This window comes from Mesorhizobium sp. M0778, from assembly GCF_040320105.1.
In the GTDB taxonomy this organism is placed as follows: domain Bacteria; phylum Pseudomonadota; class Alphaproteobacteria; order Rhizobiales; family Rhizobiaceae; genus Mesorhizobium.
Genome location: NZ_JAMYPA010000005.1, coordinates 173,240 through 192,325 on the forward strand (window position 1 = coordinate 173,240; position 19,086 = coordinate 192,325).

Below are 19,086 nucleotides of genomic sequence, written 5' to 3' on the forward strand. Positions count from 1 at the left end.
TAGCGCCTTTCCCTGACAAAAAACAGACGAATCTGGCCGGAACCTGCGCGGCTTACCGGCTTGGGCGCGGTTCGGCGAGAGCCGCCTGTACCATCTCGCGCACCTGGCGTTCCATCTGCTTTGCCGTTTCCTTGCGGCTGGAGCCCTTGGAGAAAGCAATCGCCTCGCCAAAATGCACCTCGACGTCGAGGGCGCCCTCGGCCATCAGCACCTTCAGATGCGGCATCAGCTCTTCATCGCCGATCCAGGCGGCAACCGGCCGATGCCGGCGGCCGAGCGGCACGCCATGCAGGCGCGTATAGACGATCGCCACCGGCTGGATGAAGACCTGTTCGGCCGCCCCTTCCGCAATCGCCATTGTAGCGGCGCCGAACAGCGTACTCTTGAACGGCAGGATCATGTTGCCGTCGCCGGTCGAGCCTTCGGCAAACAGCACCATGGCGTCGCCCTTGGCCATGCGGCCAGCGATCTCGCTCGCCTGGTCGCCCGACGAACGTTTGCGCTCACGTTCGATGAAGACAGTGCGCTGCAGCTTCGACAGCATGCCGATCAACGGCCAGCCGGCCATGTCGGCCCTGGCGATGAACGTCACGTCGACCATCGACCCCAGTACCATGATGTCGGTCCAGGAGATGTGGTTGGCGGCAATCAGCAATGGGCGCTGGCCGGACAGCGCCCCCTTGACATGGATGCGCAGCCCCAGCGCCCTGACGATCATCCTGTGCCAGATCTTCAGGATGAAGGTCTCGCGCCAGAGCCCGGTCCTCATCGACAGGACCTGCAGCGGCACAAGCACCAATGAGCCGACGACAACCAGCCCCAGCGCCAGGAAAATCCTGATTTTTCCGATCATCCGCACCACCCCGGCGTTTGGCTAGCGAAGATCGCGGCGCATGACAAGCGCGCCGGTCGGGCCGTGTTCCGGCGATTTGTAATAGTTGGCGCGCTTGCCGACCTCGCGGAAGCCAAGCCGCCGATAGAGCGCGATCGCAGCGACGTTGGTCTCGTCGACCTCGAGGAAAAGTGCCTCGGCGCGCTGTGCGTGCAATTCGCGCAGCACCGCATCCATCAATTGCCAGCCGAGCCCCCGGCGCCGATGCGAGCGTGCCACCGCGACCGTCAGGACCTCCCCCTCGCCGGCCGCCAGCCGCGCCAGCACGAAGCCGACCGGCGGCTTGGCGCCCTGTCCGGTCTCGCGCGCGGCATAGCCGAACACGGTGTCCTGCTCGAGCAGTGCGGCGAATTCGTCGTCGGTCCACGGCCGCGCGAAATCCTCGCGATGCAGCACCGACATGGCCGCGCTGTCGGCAATTGTCAGCGGCTCGAGCGCATAGTCCCTGCGGCGCGGCTGGAGGAACGGAATGCGCATCAGTTTTTTTGCCTCGATAAAACAAAGCCGGCCTGCGGCTTGGCGTCGGCGCCGCGCAGATAGAGCGGTTTCGGCTTTTCGCCCTCGCCCTTGGCTGCGGCCCGATGGGCATAGACGGCGATGTCGGCGGTGGCCGCCGTCCCGCCGAGATCGAAGCTGCGCCCGGCCGCCGCGGCAATTTGGGTTGCCGCCGTGCCCGCCAGAACCGGAGAGATGTCGGTCGCCATGGCTGCGGCTTGCGAGAGCGTGGTCACAGCCGGACCATAGATCAGAACCGACCTCTCATCGTAAAGCGCCGCATGGATCTCCTCGCGGCCTGCATCGAGCGCGGCGAGCACGGCGCGGCGGGGAAATATCGCTGCGGCCTCTGCGGCCAACGCCTCCAGAGTCGTCACGCCGATCGCGGGGATTTTCAGCGCCAGCGCAAGGCCGCGCGCCGCCGAGACGCCGACGCGCAGACCGGTGAAGGAGCCCGGACCGGTCGCAACGGCAATGGCGCCGAGGCCGGTAAAGTCCGTTCCGGCCGCCTTCAACGCCCCTTCGATGACACCCATCAGATGCTCGGCATGACCCTTGCCGAGATCGAGCACCGAACGGCCGAGTTCTTTCCCGGCCGCCGCGTCGTAGACGCAGGCGGCGCAGAGATTGGCGGCACAGTCGATGGCAAGCAACTTCATGAAGCGCCCGGTTGAGACAGTTTCGAAAGCAGCCTCCCTCTGCCCGCCAGGGCTGATCCCCGCAAGGGGAATATCCACAAATCTTCAGGCGACTTGCTTGGAGTGTGGGTCCAAGAAGGTAAGTTTCGACGAACGCAACTGCCACAAACCGTTGCCAGGATTAGCCGATCTGCTCGATACGCAGCACGTGATTGTCCCAGACATAGTCCGGCTCGGAACGGATCGTGCCACCGCCCTCGACAATTTCGCCGGCGCCCGTCGTCGCCATGAAGCTTTTCCCATCGGGCGCCACGCCACAGACCTCGACCAGCGCCTTGGTAGCGACGATGCGGCTGCTGGCGGTGTCGATCACGGCAAGCGAATTCCCCTCAGGCGAAGACACGGCGATGGTGCCGGCGGCAGGGTTGGCGGCGACCGAGCCGATATAGTTCCTGAAGCAGGAGAGCACGTCTTGCGACATGTCGAGCAATTGCAAGTCCTTGCCGCGCGGCGCGCGGCCGACCAGCGGGGGACGATCGGTACCCGGCCCCCTGTATTGACAGCCGAACCAGACGGTGCCGGACCGGTCGGCATCCATATGGCGGATCGACAGTTGGTGCAGCGCCGGCGGCAATTCGTGCTTTTCGGTGAGATCGCCGGTAAGGCGGTCGACCAGAACATAGGACGGCTTCATCGTTGCGATATTGAGCTCTGCGCGGCCATAATCCGGATGCGTCTCGATGCCGCCATTAGCCACAGCAATCGTCCTGCCATTGGAAAGCAGCAAAAGCTCGTGTGGGCCCATGCCGTAGGTCGGGAACTCGCCGATGCGCTTGAATTTCGCATGCGCGTCATAGACGCCGACCACGCCGGCGGCATTGTCGAAATCGTTCTCGGTGGCGTAGAGCAGCGTGCCGTCGGCCGAGAACACGCCATGGCCGAAGAAATGTCGGCCGGCAACGCTGGCAATGGTCTGCGGTTCATCGCGGCCGGTATGGTCGAAGACGACAGCAAAGGTGCCCGGCTGCCTGGCAAACACCACCGAACGCTTCGACACCGGGTCGAAAGTAACGTCGTGGCCCCGATCGGGCAGATCGATCGCGTGCAACAACTTGCCGGCCTCGGACAGGACGGCCGCGCCATAGCTGCCGTCGCGCTTGACGAAAGCGGTGGCGAAGACCGCGTCGGCGTCGAGTGTCTTTGCCCAGGCCGACGGCGCCATCGCCGCTACGAAACCAGCGCCTGCGGCCCTCAGGAAATCGCGCCGATCGATCAGCGGCGTCCTCATGGTCAGTCGCCATCCAGTGACGAGAACCCGGCGGTCAGGCCGAATTCGGCGGTCAGCCTGGTGCCGATCAGGGTCGTCAGGCTGGATGTCACCAGCGAGAAATAGTCGAGCTTGCGGCGCTGCGCCGGATCGACAAGTGCCTTGTCGATCGGACCCCTGATCGCCTTGGCCGCCTCAATCCCGTTGGTGAGCTGGATGTGGACCGATTCCGCCATCCAGCGCGCATCGGGCGGCAGCGCGTCGCCAAGCTGCGAGGCCTGGAACAGCGCGTCCATGCCCGCCAGATTCCCGGTCAGCGAGCGGGCGGTGTTTTGCGAGCGCCAATAGATCGCCTGTTTCGGTTTGTCGGCCTCCGGCTTGGCGCCCACGAAGCCTTTCAGGCGCACGTCGCGAACCATTTCCAGCTCGTTGATGAAGACGCCGACCAGTTCGGTCACCGCTTCGGTGCCGTCGTGATAGAGCGCGTTCTGCGGACCCGGATTGGCCCAGAGCGCGGCAAAGCCATCGGGCTTATTCCAGGCATCGCTGACCTCGCCGACGATTGTCTCGACATTGCCGGCGATGGCCGCGCCGTAAGCGCAGCGATAGCCATCGTCCTTGCCGGCCAATTGATCGGCGCCGTCGCCATGGAGCACGAATTCCAGTGCGCCGAGCCCTTGCATGGCGACGCTCTTTGTCGCCAGCTGGGCCGGATCGGCAGCGACCGGATCCTTGCCGGCAAGTGCTGCCTGCACCTGCTTCAGGCCGATACTCTTGCGGTCTGGCCAAAACAGCATGCGCTCCAGCCGATTGTTTTCCGCGATCGGCCCGAAACGGATGATTTCCACCACCGACCAGGCATCCACGACACCGGCGAACTCGGCGCGTGCCGCATCGAGGTTGTCTTGCGAGGGCGCCTGGCAAAGCGTGTGCATTGCCTCGGTCAAGCTGCCCGCATGATCATGCAGCCTGGCATATGCTGGGCGGATGAAGCCGTCGGTCGCCCGCTGGATCACATCCGAAGCCTTCACCGCCGCGGATGCTGGCAGCGCACCGGTGAGGACCAGCATCAGAGCGAGCGCAAGCGCAAGACGCTTCGGCATCAGAGCGACTCCAGAAATTTGATCAGCGCATCGCGATCGGCCGCATCAGCGGCGGCAAAGCGGTCACGCGCCTTCTGGCCCTCGCCGCCATGCCACAGGATCGCCTCGGCCAGGCTGCGCGCGCGCCCGTCATGCAGGAAGAAGGTGTTGCCGCTGACGGTCTGGGTGAGCCCGATGCCCCACAGCGGCGGCGTGCGCCATTCGCTTCCCGTGGCCTCGCCCACCGCCTGCCCGTCGGCAAGGCCTGGTCCCATGTCGTGCAGCAGGAAATCGGAATACGGCCAGATCAGCTGGAAGGCCTGCGCCTTATTCGGGGTGCCGCGACGGGTGACGAATTTCGGCGTATGGCAGGAGATGCAGCCCATATCGTAGAACAGTTTTTTGCCGGCGAGCACGTCCGGTCTGTCGAGACCGCGCCGGGCCGGCACGGCAAGGTTTTGCGAATAGAAGGTAACGAGGTCCATGATCGGCGGCGGCGCTTCGACCGGACCGAGGCGCTCCTGCACGCCGTTAGGCAGGGCAAGGCAGGTCTTTTCTCCGGAGGTGCAATCGCCCCAGTGCTTCGGCACCTCGGGCGTCGAAATGCCGATATCACCGGCAAAAGCGTCCGCCGATTGCTGGCGGATCGATGCCGCCTGCGCCTTCCAGCCGAAACGGCCGAGCGTCAGTTCACCGCTGCTGCCGTCACGTATTATGTTGGGCCTGCCGGAAATCCCGTCACCATCGCGGTCGGCCGCATCGGCACGCGCAAGGATGTCGGCAGGAGCGATCTGCTCGACCAGGCCGAGGCCGATCATCGGCGGCGTCATGCGCGGCGACAGCGTGGTGTGCGGGTCGAGCGGCCCGTAGGCGAGGCCCTCGACCGAATAGCTCGGCTTGCGCAGCGACACCGTGCTGCCATCCGCCAATTTCACCTTCTCGTCCTGATAGTCGACATGCATCCTGCCCTCGCCCTGCAGGCCGGGTACCGCCAATTCCTGCAATTGCGTGCCATAGACCGGGTCGGGGAAGTTGAGCACCTTGTGATCGGCGAGCGCGGCTTCCTCCTCCTCGGTACTGGCTTGCCTTGCCAGGCGCAGGAACATCGAGGTGGTGCCGCTGTCGCCTTGGGGCGGATGGCCGCGGCCGTCCTTCAGATGACAGTTCTGGCAGGCGCGCTCATTGAACAGCGGACCGAGCCCATCCGAGGCCTGTGTCGAGGATGGCGAGGACACCCAGTTCTTGCGGAAGATGGCGTTGCCGAGCTTGAAGGTGCCCTCTTCCTCGAAGCTGATGTTGGCAGAGGATTGCGAGAAGGCGTCCTTGTTGACGTCCTTCTTCGAGGTGCCGGCGCCGCCCTGCATTAGCTCGAATTGCTCGGGCTTGGAGAAATCGCTGGTCGGCCTGGTAATGGCGATGACGCGCGCCAGATCCTTCGGCGTCAGATCGGTGCGGCTGGTAGCAAGGCCCGCCGGTTGCGGCGCTCCGGCCAGCGCCGAGGCTGTGAGCGTCGCCACCACGGCAAGAAAAGCGCCGCGAACCATTCCGTATCGCGGTTTCTTCTGAGGCGGCAGGCCGCAATGCTCGGCCGGCCGCAAGCGGCGCATGAAATCTAGGGGGCGCCGCATTCCTGCATGTCCTTATTCCGCCTCGTCGGCCGATGCCGCGTTGAGCTGGCCGTATTTTTCCTCGCCGATCGAGGCCAGCAGATCGAGTTGCGTCTCGAGGAAGTCGATGTGACCTTCCTCGTCAGTCAGCAATTCCTCGAACAGCTTCATCGTCACGTAGTCGCCTGCCTCGTTGCAGATCTCGCGCGACCGCTTGTAGGCAGTGCGCGCGTCATATTCGCCGGCAAGATCGGATTCGAGCACTTCCTTGACATTCTGCCCGATGCGCAGCGGCGCCACGGACTGCAGGTTCGGATGGCCCTCGAGGAAAATGATGCGCGCCACGAGCCGGTCGGCATGGTGCATTTCCTCGATCGATTCGGCGCGTTCCTTCTTCGCCAGCTTGGCGTATCCCCAGTCTTCCAGCAGCCGGAAATGCACCCAGTACTGATTGACCGCTCCAAGTTCCAGAAACAGAGCCTCGTTAAGCCGCTCTATGATCTGCTGTTCGCCTTTCATGGGTTCTGCTCCCGTATTGGACGCGCAGGCCTCTGACGCGATCCAGGTGTGAAACGATGTCCACGCCGCTCGCCGCCGAGCGGGTGTGGTAATTTTCGGTGACCCGAATGATCGTTTCGACCACATTTGGGAAGCAGCCGCAACAGCGACCGCGCTTGTGCATGGCATGATAGACCTTCGCCGGCACGATAAGCTGCCAAGGGTCCTCATCCAGCAGTTCGACGATCGTCTGCTCTATCTCCTTTTCGGTGATGATGTTGCAATGGCAGATCAGCATTTGGCGCTCTGGCTGACGGCGCTCATTGCACCGCGTGGCTGGTGGTTTCGATAGTTTACTGGAACACCTTGTCCGGTGAATCGAGGCTGTCCGAGCCCTCGAAGGCTATGGCATTGAGCTTCAGGGTACCGACGGCGCGTTCGATCGACTTGGTCTGATCGACCAGCGCCTCGATCGCCGCCTGCACGGTGGCATTGCCTTCCGTGTTGCCCTCTCCGATCTGCTGGTCATAGGCCTCGCCGGCAAGCGCCCGCGCCTTGATGGCCTCCATCTTGGCGACGGTGACATCCAGTTTGTCCGATAATTCCTTGTCGATCGCCGGATCGGCCGCCTTGACCATGTCGGCCACCGACGGGCCCTCGACGACAGTGCCGTCAAGCCGCGTGTAGCTGCCGAGATAGGCGGCGCGGATGCCGACGGCGTCATTGAGATGGGAGTTGTAAGTGTTGTCGGAGAAACAATCGTGCTCCTCTTCCGGATCGTGCAGCAAGAGGCCGAGCTTCATCCGCTCGCCGGCGAGCTCGCCATAGGACAGCGAGCCCATGCCGGTGAAGATGGTCGAAATGGCGGCGTTCTGCTCGCCATCGACAAGGTTCTTGCGGGCGGCGCCGCCTTCCTTCCAGTCGTTGACCATGTCCTTGAGATCGGAAACCAGAAGGTCGCTCGCCGATTTCAGGTACTGCCCGCGACGGTCGCAATTGCCGCCGGTGCAATTGGCAAGATCGTAATCGGTGTAGGGCCGCTCGCCGGCGCCAGGACCGGTGCCGTGCAGGTCCTGGCCCCATAGCAGGAATTCGATGGCGTGATAGCCGGTCGCCACATTGGCCTCGATGCCGCCGGCTTCCTGCAGGGTGCCGGAGAGGAACTCCGGCGTCAGATTGGTAGCGTCGACCTTCTTGCCGTTGATCTCGATCGACTTGTTGGCGATCACATTGGCGGTATAGAGCGCGTTGGCGTCCGACTCGGTGCCGTAGCTCTTGGCGACATAGTCGATCAAGCCCTCGTCGAGCGGCCAGGAGTTCACCTTGCCTTCCCAGTCATCGACGATGGCATTGCCGAAGCGATAGACCTCGGTCTGCTGATAGGGAACGCGCGATGCCTTCCAGGCCTCGCGGGCGGCGTTCAGCGTTTCGACCGATGGCTTGGCGAGCAGTGCATCGACAGCCTTGTCGAGCGCCTCGGCCGTGATCAGCGAATCCTCGTATTTAGCGAGCGCAATGTCGGAATAGGTCTTGATGACCGCCTTGGCATCGGTTTGCGCCTTTGCCGGCAGCACGAACACCGCCGCCGTGAGCATCGCGGTGGCGCCGATCGCCGCAAGCCTGCCGCCATACCGCGCCGTGATCATCGTTCTCATGACTGTCTCTCCTCGGGAATCAATGAAATGCCGGCGCCGCGGCGGGCAGTTGCCAGCGGGCAAAGAAGGGTCGCGCCATCGCGCGGTTCGCGGAAGAAAGACACCGAAATGCCTCCAATCGAAAGGGTTCAAGGCCCAGACATCAAAGGGATGCGCTGACGCGCGAGCTTCCATAAAACGGCGAACACGCCGGATGTCAACTGGTGGTCTAGAAAAAATTCAATTGAAACAACAGTTTAGAATTATTCTAAACTAGAACTGTCAACTTTAACGCCGATCTATCCGGAATGCCGGCGCATGAAGCGATTGACAGGCGGCCGTTCCGGGTGCGACCCGGATCGGCGCTCTTGCGGCGGCGCCGGACAATCGCCACCTGGCGGGACGTCCTAGATTTGGATGAGGAATCGGGCTGTTATGAAGAACGGGGTTGTCATTGTCGGTGCGGGTCATGCGGGCGTGCAAGCGGCTGCCAGCCTGCGCGAAGAGGGCTATGACGGGCCGGTGATCCTGGTCGGCGACGAAAACGAATTGCCCTACCACAAGCCGCCGCTGTCGAAGACCTTCATCAAGGATCAGCAAGCAAAGCCGCAGCCGCTGCGCGGCGAGGCTTTTTATACCGGCAGCGCCATCGACTTCCGGCCAGGCATCGGGGTCGAGCGCATCGATGCAGGCGGCCGCAGGCTGGAGATATCGGGCGGCGGCGTGTTGCCGTTCGAGCGGCTGGTCCTCGCCACCGGCGCGCGGCCGCGCCTGCTGCCGCTGCCGGGTTCGGAGCTTTCCGGCGTTGTGTCGCTGCGCTCGCTCGGCGATGCCCGCCTGATCCGCGAATTGAGCGCGCAAAGCGAGGAGGCCGTCATCCTCGGCGGCGGCTTCATCGGCCTGGAGATTGCCGCGACGCTCACCGCCGCCGGCCGCAAGGTCACGGTGGTCGAGGCGGTCGACCGACTGCTCGGCCGCGCCGTGGCGCCGGTCATCGCCGGCCATGTGCGCAAGCGGCTGGAAGCCACCGGTGTGCGCGTCCTCACCGGCACCACCATCGAACGGCTGGAAGGCGAGAACGGCCGTGTTTCGGCTGCAATCACCTCGTCCGGCGAGAGATTGCCGGCACAGATGGTCGTCATCGGCATTGGCGTCGTGCCGAATGTCGAATTGGCCGAAGCCGCCGGTATTGCCATCGCCAACGGCATCCGCGTCGACCAGCAGATGCGCACGTCGGTGCCGGAAATCCTCGCCATCGGCGACGCCGCCTCCTACCGGCACTGGTTCACCGGCGGCGATGTGCGGCTGGAATCGGTGCAGAACGCCACAGACCAGGCGCGGCTCGCCGCGCGCACCATCATCGGCCATGCCGACAATTACTCGGCGGTGCCGTGGTTCTGGTCCGATATCGGCGACATGAAGCTGCAGATGGTCGGCCTGATTGCGGGCGGCGACAGCCATGTCGTGCTGGGCGACGTGGCCGAAAACAAATTCTCGATCTACCACTACGCCGCAAGCCGGCTGCTCGGCATCGAATCGGTCAACCGGCCCGGCGACCATATGCTTGGCCGCAAGATGCTCGGCGCCGGCTTTTCGCCGTCGCCGCAGATTGTCGCGACCGGGCCCGACGGGCTGAAGGCGGCGCTCGCCGCCTTCCAGCAGGCAGAGCCTGCAAGAGCGGCCGGATAGCTCAGGCGGCGCGAACTTCGCGGATCGAGCTTTCGAGGATGTCGAGCGCTTCGTTCATGACGGCGTCCTGGATGGTGATCGGCGCGAGGAAGCGGATGACGTTGCCGTAGACGCCGCAGGTCAGCAGGATCAGGCCCTTGTCGAGCGCCTTCAGCCGCACCGCATTGGCGAGTTCCGACGACGGCAGCCCCTTCGTCACATCGTTGAACTCGACCGCGTTCATGAAGCCGGGTCCTCGGATATCGACAATCTCAGGCGCTTCGTCGCGGATCGATTGCAGGCGCTGCTTCAGACGGTTGCCTAGCGTGTTGGCGCGGTCGCAGAGCTTCTCCTCATCGATGACGTCGAGCACCGCATGCGCCGCGGCGACGCCGATCGGGCTGCCGCCATAGGTGCCGCCGAGCCCGCCGGGGCTCGGCGCATCCATGATCTCGGCACGCCCGGTGACGGCCGCCAGCGGGAAGCCGCCGGCCAGGCTCTTGGCCATGGTGGTGATGTCGGCCGCCACCTCGTGGTGGTCCATGGCAAACATCTTGCCGGTGCGGGCAAAGCCGGTCTGCACTTCGTCGGCGATCAGCAGCATGCCGTGCTGGTCGCAGATCTTGCGCAATGCGGTCATGAAGTCGCGCGGCGCCTCGTAGAAGCCACCCTCGCCCTGCACCGGCTCGACGATGATCGCGGCGACGCGGGCCGGGTCGATATCGGCCTTGAACAGCCGGTCGAGCGCGGCCAGCGAATCGGCGACCGAGACGCCGTGCAGCGCCACCGGGAACGGCGCATGGAAGACATCCGCCGGCATGGCGCCGAAGCCGACCTTGTAAGGCACGACCTTGCCGGTCAGCGCCATGCCCATGAAGGTGCGGCCGTGAAAGCCGCCGGAAAAGGCGATGACCGCCGGCCGGCCGGTGGCATTGCGGGCGATCTTGATCGCGTTCTCGACCGCCTCGGCGCCGGTGGTGACGAAAATCGTCTTCTTGTCGAACTTGCCGGGGAGCATGCCGTTCAGCCGTTCTGCCAGCCTGATATAGCTCTCATAAGGCACGACCTGGTAGCAGGTGTGGGTGAAACGGTCGAGCTGCGCCTTGACCGCTTGGATCACCCTAGGGTGACGGTGGCCGGTGTTGACGACAGCGATGCCGGACGAGAAATCGATATAGCGGCGGCCTTCGACGTCCCAGATCTCCGAATTTTCGGCGCGATCGGCATAGATCTGAGTGGTCATGCCGACGCCGCGGGAAATCGACTGGTTCTTGCGTTCGGAAATGGCTGAATTTGTCATCGTACCCCTCGCCGGGCCGGCGCCCGCTCTCGTTTGATGGCTGTTGAGACTCTTCTGGGCTTATTTCAGTTTTTCCTCAAGTTGGCACCGCCGCCGGGCGATTGGGCCTGCCGGTCGGCGTCAGCAACCGAACGCCCGTCGCTCATGCCGTCCTGACAAACCCCTCGCTGGCCCTCAGCAAATTGCGCGTATAATCCTTGGTGACACGGCGTTCGACAAGATCGTCCGCCGTCAGATTCTCCATCGCTTCGCCGTTCTGCATCACCATCAGCCGCTCGCACATGTGAGTGATGATAGCGAGGTCGTGGCTGACCATCAGGAAGGTCAGCTTGCGGCGCCGCCGGATCTCCTCCAACAGGTTCAGCACTTCGGCCTGCACCGAAGCGTCGAGCGCCGAGGTGGGTTCGTCGAGCAGCAGGATCGAGGGTTCGAGGATCAGGGCGCGCGCGATCGCCACGCGCTGGCGCTGTCCGCCCGACAATTGATGCGAATAACGGAAGCGGAATCCAGTGCCCAGGCCGACCTCGTCCAGCGCCCGCTGGATGCGCTTTTCACCGTCAGCGAAGCCGTGAATGGCGAGTGGCTCCTGCAGCAGGCGGTCGACGGTCTGGCGTGGGTGCAGCGAGCCGTACGGGTCCTGGAACACCATCTGCACCTCGCGATAAAACGCCTTCTCGCGGCGCGCGCCGAGCGTTTTGCCGTTGACGGTAATGGTGCCTGATGCGGCCGGCGCCAGGCCGGCGATTGCCCTGAGAAGGGTCGACTTGCCGGAGCCGGATTCGCCGACGAGGCCGAACGATTCACCGGATTGCACCTCGAGGCTGACGCCTTTCAGCGCGCGGAAGCGGTCGAACATCACCTCCAGCCTGTCGACGGAAAGGGCTGCCGTCATGCCGCCCACTCCGGCTTGCGGTCGAGCACCGGCAACGGGTGGCGGTCGGCGCCGATCTTGGGCATGCAGTTGAGCAGGCCGCGCGTATAGGGATGCTGGGCGCGGCCGAGCTCCGAGGCCTTGAGCTGTTCGACGACCTTGCCGGCATACATGACGATGACACGATCGCAGAAGGACGAGACCAGGCGCAGATCGTGCGAGATGAAGATCAGCCCCATGCCGCGCTCGCTGACCAGCCTGTCGAGGATGCCGAGCACGTCGAGCTGCACGGTGACGTCGAGTGCCGAGGTCGGCTCGTCGGCGATCATCATCTCCGGCCCGGCGATCAGCATCATGGCGATCATGGCGCGCTGGCCCATGCCGCCGGAAACCTCATGCGGATGCAGGTCGAAGACACGGGCCGGATCGCGGATCTGCACAGCCTCCAGCATGGCAAGCGCGCGCTCGCGGGCTTCGGCCTTGGAGACCTTCTCATGCGTGCGCAGCGTCTCGACGATCTGGCGGCCGATGCTCATCACCGGGTCCAGCGAATATTTCGGATCCTGCAGGATCATGGCGATACGCTTGCCGCGCAGCGCGCGGCGCTCGCGCGGCGAGGCGGCCAGCAGGTCGATGCCGTCGAAAGCGAGCGTCTTCGCGGTCACCTCGGCCTGCGGCGGTGTGACGCCCATGATGGCGCGGCCGGTCTGCGACTTGCCCGAACCGCTCTCTCCGACGATGCCGAGCCGCTCGCGGCCGAGCGAGAAGGAAACGCCGCGCACCGCCTCGATCAGGCCGGTGCGCGTCGGGAAGGTAACGCGCAGGTCGTCGACTTCGAGAAGCGTGCTCATTGGTCACCGCTTCGGGGATCGAGCGCGTCGCGCAGGCCGTCGCCGAGCAGGTTGAAGCCGAGGCTGACGATGAGGATGGCAAAGCCCGGCGCGCCCGCCACCCACCACTGGTCGAGCACGAAGCGGCGGCCCGATGCGATCATCGCGCCCCATTCCGGCAGCGGCGGCTGCGCGCCGAGACCGAGGAAGCCGAGACCGGCGGCGGTCAGGATGATGCCGGCCATGTCGAGCGTCACCCTGATGATCAGCGAGGAGATGCAGAGCGGCATTATGTGGCGAAGCACGATGCGGAACGGCGAGGCGCCCATCAGCTGCACCGCCTTGATGTAATCGGAATTGCGCACCGTGAGCGTTTCGGCGCGCGCGATGCGGGCATAGGGCGGCCACGAGGTGATGGCGATGGCGAGCACGGCGTTTTCGATGCCGGGGCCGAGCGCGGCGACGAAGGCCAGCGCCAGGATCAGCTTCGGAAAGGCGAGAAAGATGTCGGTGATGCGCATCAGGATCGCATCGGTCCAGCCGCCGGCATAGCCGGCGACGGTGCCGACCAGCAAGCCGATGGGCGCGGCGATGACGGCAACCAGAATGACGACGTACAGTGTCCAGCGCGAGCCGAAGATGATGCGCGAATAGATGTCGCGGCCGAGATCGTCGGTGCCGAACCAGTGCGCGGCACTCGGCGCCAGCAGCCGCGAGCCCTTGAGGTCGCCGAATGTCGGCGAATAGGGCGCCAGCACATCGGCGAGGGCCGCGACCACCAGTAGGGCGATGATGATGAGCAGGCCGGCAAACGCCAGCCGGTTGGCGGAGAAGCGCCGCCAGGCCACGTAGGCGCGGCCGAGCCTTGCCTGCACGCGCGACGCCGGCCGCTCGCTGAGCAGCCAGTCGCGGCGGGTTTGAATCGCTTCCGTGCTCATCCTGCCTTCGTCCTCATCCTGCCTTGGTCCTGGGATCGAGCACCCGGTAGAGCAGGTCGGAGAATAGATTGATGGCGATGAAGACCGAGCCAATGATGATGGTGCCGCCGAGCACGGCATTCATGTCGGCGTTCTGCAGCGAGTTGGTGATGTAGAGGCCGATGCCCGGCCACGAAAACACCGTCTCGGTCAGCACCGAGCCTTCGAGCAGCCCGGCATACGACAGAGCGATCACCGTAACCATCGGCACCGCGGCGTTGCGCAGCGCGTGACCCCAGATGATGCGCGTTTCGGACAGGCCCTTGGCTCGTGCCGCGACGATATATTCCTGGGTGAGTTCGTTCAGCATGAAGGAGCGCGTCATGCGGCTGATATAGGCGAGCGAGAAATAACCGAGCAGCGAGGCCGGCAGGATGATGTGGCGGAAGGCATCGGCAAATACGTCCCACTGCCGCTGCCAGAGTGCATCCAGCAGGTAAAAGCCGGTAATCGGCGTGAAGGTGTATTCGTAGACGACATCGAGGCGGCCGGGAAAGGCGACCCATTGCAGCTTGGCGTAGAACAGAACCAGCGCCAGCAGCCCCAGCCAGAAGATCGGCACGGAATAGCCGACAAGGCCGATGATCCGCACGACCTGGTCGATGACGCTGCCGCGCCGCACCGCGGCCAGCACGCCAAGCGGCACGCCGATCACCGAACCGATCAATGTTCCCAGCGTCGCCAGTTCGAGCGTCGCGGGAAAGGCGCGGCGGATATCGGTCATCACCGGATTGGTGGTCAGCACCGAGGTGCCGAAATCACCGTTCAGGGCATGTTTGACATAGATGTAGAACTGCTCGACCAGCGGCAGGTCGAGGCCCATCTCGCGGCGCGTTCGTTCGACGACATTGGCCGGCGCCCGGTCGCCGAGCACCGCCAGCACCGGGTCGATCGGGATGACACGGCCGATGAAGAAGGTCACCGCGAGCAGACCGAGATAGGTCGTTATCGCGATGACCAGGAACCGGGCGATCGATGAGGCCACGGCAACGGCGCGGGCGCCGCCGCGCCCTGCCGTCACTTCGCTTTCAGCCACACTCATACGGCGCGTCCGCCGGCGTCACTCCTTCGAGACGGGGCCGACGAAGTTGGTGTCGAAGCTCGGGCCGAGCGCAAAGCCCTTGAGGTTCTTGCGCAGGCCGGCCACTTCCAGCTGCTGGTGGATGATGACGAAGGGGCTGGAATCGAGGATCTTCTTCTCGAGATCCTGGTACATTGCGGCGCGCTTGGCCGCGTCCTTCTCGAGCAGGGCGGCCTCCGTCTGCTTGGTCAGGTCCGGAATGTCCCAGGCGTTGCGCCAGGCCAGCGTCTTGGTCTTGCCTTCATCCGAATTGTCCGGGTTGCTGGCAAAGGTCTGCGCATTGGAATTCGGGTCGAAATAGTCCTGGCCCCACTGGCCGATATAGATGTCGTGGTTGCGGGCGCGGTATTTGGTCAGCGTCTGCTTGCCGTCGCCGGGGATGATCTCCAGCTTGATGCCGGCCTGCCCCAGCGTCTGCTGGATCGATTCTGCCATGCCCGTCGTCGGCTGGCCGGTGCGCACGTCCATGGTGACGCTGAAGCCGTCGGCGAGACCCGCCTTGGCAAGCAGTTCCTTGGCCTTGGCGACGTCGAACTTGAACGGGTTCTCGTCCAACTCGCCGAGCACGCCCTTGGGCAGGAAGGTCTGGTGGATCTCGCCGATGCCCTTGAGGATAGTCGTGCTCAAGGCGTCGTAATCGACCAGATATTTGAAGGCCTGGCGAACCTCGGGCTTGGCGAGGTTTGCGTTCTTCTGGTTGAGGCTGATGTAATAGACCGTGCCCTTCGGCGCGCTGGTGGTGGTGAGGTCGGCATTCTTGGCGATGGCGTCGAGATCGTTGGGCTCGAGATTGCGGGCGACGTCGATATCGCCGGCTTCCAGCGCCAGGCGCTGGCCCGAACTTTCCTTCATGTTGCGATAGATGACACGGGCAAGCTTGGCCTTCTCGCCGTAGTAATTGTCGTTGCGCTCCATAACAACGGCCTCGTTGGCCCGCCATTCGCGCAACTTGAAGGCGCCGGAGCCGGCATAGCCGGTCTTCAGCCAGGCATTGCCGAAGTCATTGTCCCATTTGTAGTCGGCGCTGGGCGTGACCGCGGCGACATGCTCCTTGACCAGCTTGGCGTCGACGACCGAGGCGACAGTCGCCGACAAGCAGTTCAGCACGAAGCTCGGCGCATAGGCCTTGTCGACGGTGAACTGGAACGTCGTATCATCAACAGCCTTGGCCTTGTCGGTGACGTTGCCGCCATCGATGCCGAACTGGCCGATAATAAAGGCCGGGCTCTTGTCGAGCTTGATCGCGCGCTCGAACGAATAGGCGACGTCCGCCGCCGTGATCGGATTGCCGGAAGCGAATTTGAGGCCGGGCTTGAGCTTGAATGTGTAGGTCAGGCCATCGTCGGAGACGCTCCAGCTTTCCGCGAGATCGCCCTTGACCTTGGAGGTGTCGCTGAGGTCGAGGCGCACCAGAAGATCGTAGGTGTTGCCGGTGATTTCGGCGGTCGACAATTCGAATGCCTCGCCCGGATCCATGGAGATGATGTCGTCGATGGCGAAACCTTCGACCAGCGTGTCGGCGGGCGTGACCGCGAAGGCAGGCGCAGCGGCCAGAAGCAGCGCGGACATGGCCGCGCCCGCGAGCAAGAAGCGGGAGCGTAGAGCAAACTTTTCCATCATCATTTTAACTGTTCCCTGTTTTTGTTGACCTGAGTTCCCGGCTCAGGGTTGTGGCATTTTCTTGCCGCGTCGAACGGTGATTCCCGGACCATTGTCTTGGCAATTTTTGTGCAGTTCCGGCTCACCATATCCGGCGGTTTCGAGCGCGGCAACGAGCATTTGCAGAACGGTCGATTGGGCCAGACCGGCGGTGCGAAAACCCGGCTATTTCAGCGCGGTAACCAGGTCGGCGTCGGGAAAGCAGGTGGCGGAACGGCCGTTTCTGGCCTGCCATTTGCCGATCGAGCGGCGCGTCTTGAAGCCGGGCAGGCCGTCGGCGCTGCCGACATCATAACCCTTTGCCTCCAGCGCCCGCTGCAGGGCGGCGATGTCGGAGCGGTAGAGCCCGCCGACCGCGCCCCAATTGCCCGAGAAATTACTGTCGCCATGGGCGATGCGATCGGCGCCATGGCCGATAAACAAGGCATAGAGATCGCTGGTGTTATACTGCTTCAGCACGTAGAAATTGGGCGTAACTATGAAGGCCGGGCCGCTGCGGCCGGCCGGCATCAAAAGAAAGCCCTCGGCTTTCAGTTCGCTCGCCGGGAACGGTTTACCCGACACACGCCTGATACCCATATCAGCCCATTGCGAAATCTTCTTGCCCTGGTCCGGACCTTCGAGCGAGCACGAGACGCTTTCCGGCACCGTCACCTCGAAGCCCCAGCCGCGGCCCCTGACCCAGCCATAATGCACGAGATAATTGGCGATCGACGCCAGTATGTCGGGCGTCGAATTCCAGATGTCGGTGCGGCCGTCGCCATCGAAATCGACGGCATGCTTCAGAAACGACGTCGGCATGAACTGCGGCTGGCCGAGCGCACCGGCCCAGGACGATTTTATCGCGCCGACCGGGGCAAGCCCGCGCTCGACGATCCCGAGCGCCGCCAGCAGCTCGGTGCGGAAGAATTCTTTCTTCGTCGACATGAACGCCTTGGTGCCCAGCACCTCGAAGGCGTCGTAGGGCAGCTTTGCCGCACCGAAGCCGCTCTCACGGCCCCAGATCGCCAGCAGCACTTCGCCGGGCACGCCGTAGCGCTTCTCGATCGCGGCCAGCGTGCTGGCGTTGGCCGCCTCGCGGGTGCGGCCGCCGGCGGTCACCGCACGAACTATCTTTTCGGCGAAATAGGCGCCGGGCGAACCGAACTCGGCCTGATGCTGTTTCCGCGGCGTCGTCGCCCTCTCGCCCGGCTTCACCAGGTCGGGCAGCTTGAGGTTCGGCTTGACGCCGTCGAAGGCGGCATCGAAGGTTTCCCTGGAGATGCCTTTGGCATTGGCTTCAGGCCAGAGGTCGTTGCCAAGCCAGGCGCGGAACTGGTCGTCGATTTTTGCCGCGGAGACAGGGGTGGCGAGGAGGAAGGCGGCAAGTGCGGCGAGAAGAAACGCGACGGCTATTTTGTGAAAGCAGCGATCCGTCCCACCCCCCTCTGTCCTGCCGGACATCTCCCCCGCAAGGGGGGAGATTGGCTGTCGCCTCTGCTTCCGCCAATTTTCGACGTTGAAAGATTGGCGGCGAGATTGACGCTGCCGATCTCCCCCCTTGCGGGGGAGATGTCCGGCAGGACAGAGGGGGGTGTGACAGAGTGCCCGCCTTAAAAAATGCGCAGCAGCCATCATCCGCACCCTCCCCGCAACTCGCCTCAAAACGCGGTTCGCGAGCGCAACGCGGCGGCCAGCGTGCCTTCGTCGAGATAGTCGAGTTCGCCGCCGACCGGAACACCATGCGCCAGGCGCGTCACCTTGATGTCGAAGCCGGAAAGCTGGTCGGTGAGGTAGTGCGCGGTGGTCTGGCCCTCGACCGTGGCGTTGACGGCGAGGATCACTTCCTTGACTTCGCCGCCGGCGACGCGATCGACCAGCGAACGGATGTTGAGCTCATCAGGACCAATGCCGTCGAGCGGCGACAGCGTACCGCCGAGCACATGGTAGCGCACGTTCATGGCGGTCGCCCGCTCCAGCGCCCATAGGTCGGCCACGTCCTCGACGACGATGAGCGTGGTGGGGTCGCGACGCGCGTCGGTGCAGATCATGCATGGGTCTGAGGTGTCGACGTTGCCGCAGGTCGAGCAGATGCGCACCTTGTCGACCGCCTCGCCCATGGCGGCGGCGAGCGGCGCCAGCAGCTGTTCCTTCTTCTTGATGAGGTGGAGCGCGGCGCGGCGTGCCGAACGCGGGCCAAGCCCCGGCACCTTGGCCAGCAACTGGATCAGGCGTTCGATCTCGGGACCGGCGATTCGCTTCGACATCGCACCGGTTTAGACCATGATCCCGAAAAGTGGAAACCGGTTTTCGGAAAAGATCATGGTCAAACAAGACGATAGAGCCCCATTCCGATCTATCGGAATGGATCAGGCTCTAGGATTTTTCAACGGGTTTTGGAACACTGCTGAGGCGCGGGATGTTCGATGCGCAAAGAGGCAATCGCTTTAGGTTTGCGCCGCCCCTCATTGCCCTGCCGGGCATTTCTCCCCGTATAGCGGCGGGGAGAAAGGGCTGACCGCAACCTCGGTCCCTTTTTTTGCGACGCCGGAAATTGGCGAAATCCTTGGCAACAGCGTCCTTCTCCCGTCACTATACGGGGAGAAGA

Annotated in this window: 18 protein-coding genes; 1 reads left to right on the plus strand and 17 read right to left on the minus strand. The window is 63.9% G+C overall.

The features are described 5' to 3' along the window. Positions 1–52: 52 nt before the first annotated feature. The 9 genes from olsA to NKI22_RS09700 form a co-directional block, all read right to left on the minus strand. Complete coding sequence (gene olsA / locus NKI22_RS09660) at positions 53–853, minus strand: lyso-ornithine lipid O-acyltransferase (RefSeq protein ID WP_023719575.1); 801 nt, start codon at positions 851–853, stop codon at positions 53–55. A 21-nt stretch (positions 854–874) separates the two neighbouring features. Beyond that, complete coding sequence (gene rimI / locus NKI22_RS09665; protein ID WP_023719576.1) at positions 875–1,369, minus strand: ribosomal protein S18-alanine N-acetyltransferase; 495 nt, start codon at positions 1,367–1,369, stop codon at positions 875–877. Beyond that, on the minus strand, positions 1,369–2,046 hold the full coding sequence (gene tsaB, locus NKI22_RS09670) for a tRNA (adenosine(37)-N6)-threonylcarbamoyltransferase complex dimerization subunit type 1 TsaB (RefSeq protein WP_023719577.1): 678 nt from the start codon (positions 2,044–2,046) through the stop codon (positions 1,369–1,371). The genes rimI and tsaB overlap by 1 nt, the downstream gene beginning before the upstream one ends. A gap of 160 nt (positions 2,047–2,206) precedes the next feature. Next, positions 2,207–3,313: a DUF1513 domain-containing protein gene (locus NKI22_RS09675; protein WP_352958387.1), complete on the minus strand. Its 1,107-nt coding sequence runs from the start codon at positions 3,311–3,313 to the stop codon at positions 2,207–2,209. Between the two features lie 2 nt (positions 3,314–3,315). Then, the gene (locus NKI22_RS09680; RefSeq protein WP_352641427.1) at positions 3,316–4,395 is read right to left on the minus strand and encodes an imelysin family protein; all 1,080 of its coding nucleotides are present in this window, start codon (positions 4,393–4,395) and stop codon (positions 3,316–3,318) included. Beyond that, positions 4,395–5,918, minus strand: a complete 1,524-nt coding sequence (locus NKI22_RS09685; RefSeq protein ID WP_502897175.1) for a di-heme oxidoreductase family protein — start codon at positions 5,916–5,918, stop codon at positions 4,395–4,397. Before NKI22_RS09685 ends, NKI22_RS09680 begins: the two co-directional genes overlap by 1 nt. A gap of 96 nt (positions 5,919–6,014) precedes the next feature. Continuing rightward, positions 6,015–6,500 carry a bacterioferritin gene (bfr, locus tag NKI22_RS09690; protein WP_023719581.1) on the minus strand — a complete coding sequence of 162 codons (486 nt, stop codon included), beginning with the start codon at positions 6,498–6,500 and terminating at the stop codon, positions 6,015–6,017. After that, entirely contained in the window at positions 6,466–6,777 is a 312-nt protein-coding gene (locus NKI22_RS09695; RefSeq protein ID WP_084642720.1) for a (2Fe-2S)-binding protein, read from the minus strand. Before NKI22_RS09695 ends, bfr begins: the two co-directional genes overlap by 35 nt. A gap of 55 nt (positions 6,778–6,832) precedes the next feature. Then, positions 6,833–8,125 (minus strand): imelysin family protein, encoded by a 1,293-nt coding sequence (locus tag NKI22_RS09700; protein ID WP_502897691.1) that lies wholly within the window; start codon positions 8,123–8,125, stop codon positions 6,833–6,835. 423 nt (positions 8,126–8,548) lie between these two features. On the opposite strand from NKI22_RS09700, the gene NKI22_RS09705 reads away from it, so the two are divergent. Next, positions 8,549–9,802 (plus strand): NAD(P)/FAD-dependent oxidoreductase, encoded by a 1,254-nt coding sequence (locus NKI22_RS09705; RefSeq protein WP_352815768.1) that lies wholly within the window; start codon positions 8,549–8,551, stop codon positions 9,800–9,802. Position 9,803: 1 nt separating this feature from the next. On the opposite strand, the gene NKI22_RS09710 is transcribed toward NKI22_RS09705, so the two are convergent. The 8 genes from NKI22_RS09710 to recR all read right to left on the minus strand — a co-directional run bounded on the left by NKI22_RS09710 (position 9,804) and on the right by recR (position 18,745). Then, a complete protein-coding gene (locus NKI22_RS09710; protein ID WP_352958389.1) occupies positions 9,804–11,081 on the minus strand; it encodes a 4-aminobutyrate--2-oxoglutarate transaminase in 1,278 nt (425 codons plus the stop codon). A 142-nt stretch (positions 11,082–11,223) separates the two neighbouring features. Next, positions 11,224–11,973, minus strand: coding sequence for an ABC transporter ATP-binding protein (locus tag NKI22_RS09715; protein WP_352815772.1), 750 nt, complete (start codon positions 11,971–11,973; stop codon positions 11,224–11,226). After that, positions 11,970–12,803: an ABC transporter ATP-binding protein gene (locus tag NKI22_RS09720; protein ID WP_352483250.1), complete on the minus strand. Its 834-nt coding sequence runs from the start codon at positions 12,801–12,803 to the stop codon at positions 11,970–11,972. Before NKI22_RS09720 ends, NKI22_RS09715 begins: the two co-directional genes overlap by 4 nt. Beyond that, on the minus strand, positions 12,800–13,720 hold the full coding sequence (gene nikC, locus NKI22_RS09725; RefSeq protein WP_352815774.1) for a nickel transporter permease: 921 nt from the start codon (positions 13,718–13,720) through the stop codon (positions 12,800–12,802). The genes NKI22_RS09720 and nikC overlap by 4 nt, the downstream gene beginning before the upstream one ends. Before the next feature lie 13 nt (positions 13,721–13,733). After that, complete coding sequence (locus tag NKI22_RS09730; RefSeq protein ID WP_023719588.1) at positions 13,734–14,801, minus strand: ABC transporter permease; 1,068 nt, start codon at positions 14,799–14,801, stop codon at positions 13,734–13,736. A gap of 18 nt (positions 14,802–14,819) precedes the next feature. Beyond that, on the minus strand, positions 14,820–16,463 hold the full coding sequence (locus NKI22_RS09735; RefSeq protein ID WP_023719589.1) for an ABC transporter substrate-binding protein: 1,644 nt from the start codon (positions 16,461–16,463) through the stop codon (positions 14,820–14,822). A gap of 201 nt (positions 16,464–16,664) precedes the next feature. Next, positions 16,665–17,942: a lytic murein transglycosylase gene (locus NKI22_RS09740; protein WP_023719590.1), complete on the minus strand. Its 1,278-nt coding sequence runs from the start codon at positions 17,940–17,942 to the stop codon at positions 16,665–16,667. 197 nt (positions 17,943–18,139) lie between these two features. Continuing rightward, the gene (gene recR / locus NKI22_RS09745) at positions 18,140–18,745 is read right to left on the minus strand and encodes a recombination mediator RecR (protein WP_023719591.1); all 606 of its coding nucleotides are present in this window, start codon (positions 18,743–18,745) and stop codon (positions 18,140–18,142) included. Positions 18,746–19,086: the final 341 nt, after the last annotated feature.

Excerpts from the sequence above, each read along its gene's own strand:
- NKI22_RS09735 (WP_023719589.1), bottom strand. The coding sequence starts at position 16,463 with ATGATGATGGAAAAGTTTGCTCTACGCTCCCGCTTCTTGCTCGCGGGC.
- NKI22_RS09740 (WP_023719590.1), bottom strand. The coding sequence starts at position 17,942 with ATGTCCGGCAGGACAGAGGGGGGTGGGACGGATCGCTGCTTTCACAAA.
- NKI22_RS09695 (WP_084642720.1), bottom strand. The coding sequence starts at position 6,777 with ATGCTGATCTGCCATTGCAACATCATCACCGAAAAGGAGATAGAGCAG.
- bfr (WP_023719581.1), bottom strand. The coding sequence starts at position 6,500 with ATGAAAGGCGAACAGCAGATCATAGAGCGGCTTAACGAGGCTCTGTTT.
- recR (WP_023719591.1), bottom strand. The coding sequence starts at position 18,745 with ATGTCGAAGCGAATCGCCGGTCCCGAGATCGAACGCCTGATCCAGTTG.
- NKI22_RS09705 (WP_352815768.1), top strand. The coding sequence starts at position 8,549 with ATGAAGAACGGGGTTGTCATTGTCGGTGCGGGTCATGCGGGCGTGCAA.
- olsA (WP_023719575.1), bottom strand. The coding sequence starts at position 853 with ATGATCGGAAAAATCAGGATTTTCCTGGCGCTGGGGCTGGTTGTCGTC.
- NKI22_RS09700 (WP_502897691.1), bottom strand. The coding sequence starts at position 8,125 with ATGATCACGGCGCGGTATGGCGGCAGGCTTGCGGCGATCGGCGCCACC.
- NKI22_RS09710 (WP_352958389.1), bottom strand. The coding sequence starts at position 11,081 with ATGACAAATTCAGCCATTTCCGAACGCAAGAACCAGTCGATTTCCCGC.
- NKI22_RS09675 (WP_352958387.1), bottom strand. The coding sequence starts at position 3,313 with ATGAGGACGCCGCTGATCGATCGGCGCGATTTCCTGAGGGCCGCAGGC.
- nikC (WP_352815774.1), bottom strand. The coding sequence starts at position 13,720 with ATGAGCACGGAAGCGATTCAAACCCGCCGCGACTGGCTGCTCAGCGAG.
- NKI22_RS09730 (WP_023719588.1), bottom strand. The coding sequence starts at position 14,801 with ATGAGTGTGGCTGAAAGCGAAGTGACGGCAGGGCGCGGCGGCGCCCGC.
- NKI22_RS09685 (WP_502897175.1), bottom strand. The coding sequence starts at position 5,918 with ATGGTTCGCGGCGCTTTTCTTGCCGTGGTGGCGACGCTCACAGCCTCG.
- NKI22_RS09715 (WP_352815772.1), bottom strand. The coding sequence starts at position 11,973 with ATGACGGCAGCCCTTTCCGTCGACAGGCTGGAGGTGATGTTCGACCGC.
- NKI22_RS09680 (WP_352641427.1), bottom strand. The coding sequence starts at position 4,395 with ATGCCGAAGCGTCTTGCGCTTGCGCTCGCTCTGATGCTGGTCCTCACC.
- tsaB (WP_023719577.1), bottom strand. The coding sequence starts at position 2,046 with ATGAAGTTGCTTGCCATCGACTGTGCCGCCAATCTCTGCGCCGCCTGC.
- NKI22_RS09720 (WP_352483250.1), bottom strand. The coding sequence starts at position 12,803 with ATGAGCACGCTTCTCGAAGTCGACGACCTGCGCGTTACCTTCCCGACG.
- rimI (WP_023719576.1), bottom strand. The coding sequence starts at position 1,369 with ATGCGCATTCCGTTCCTCCAGCCGCGCCGCAGGGACTATGCGCTCGAG.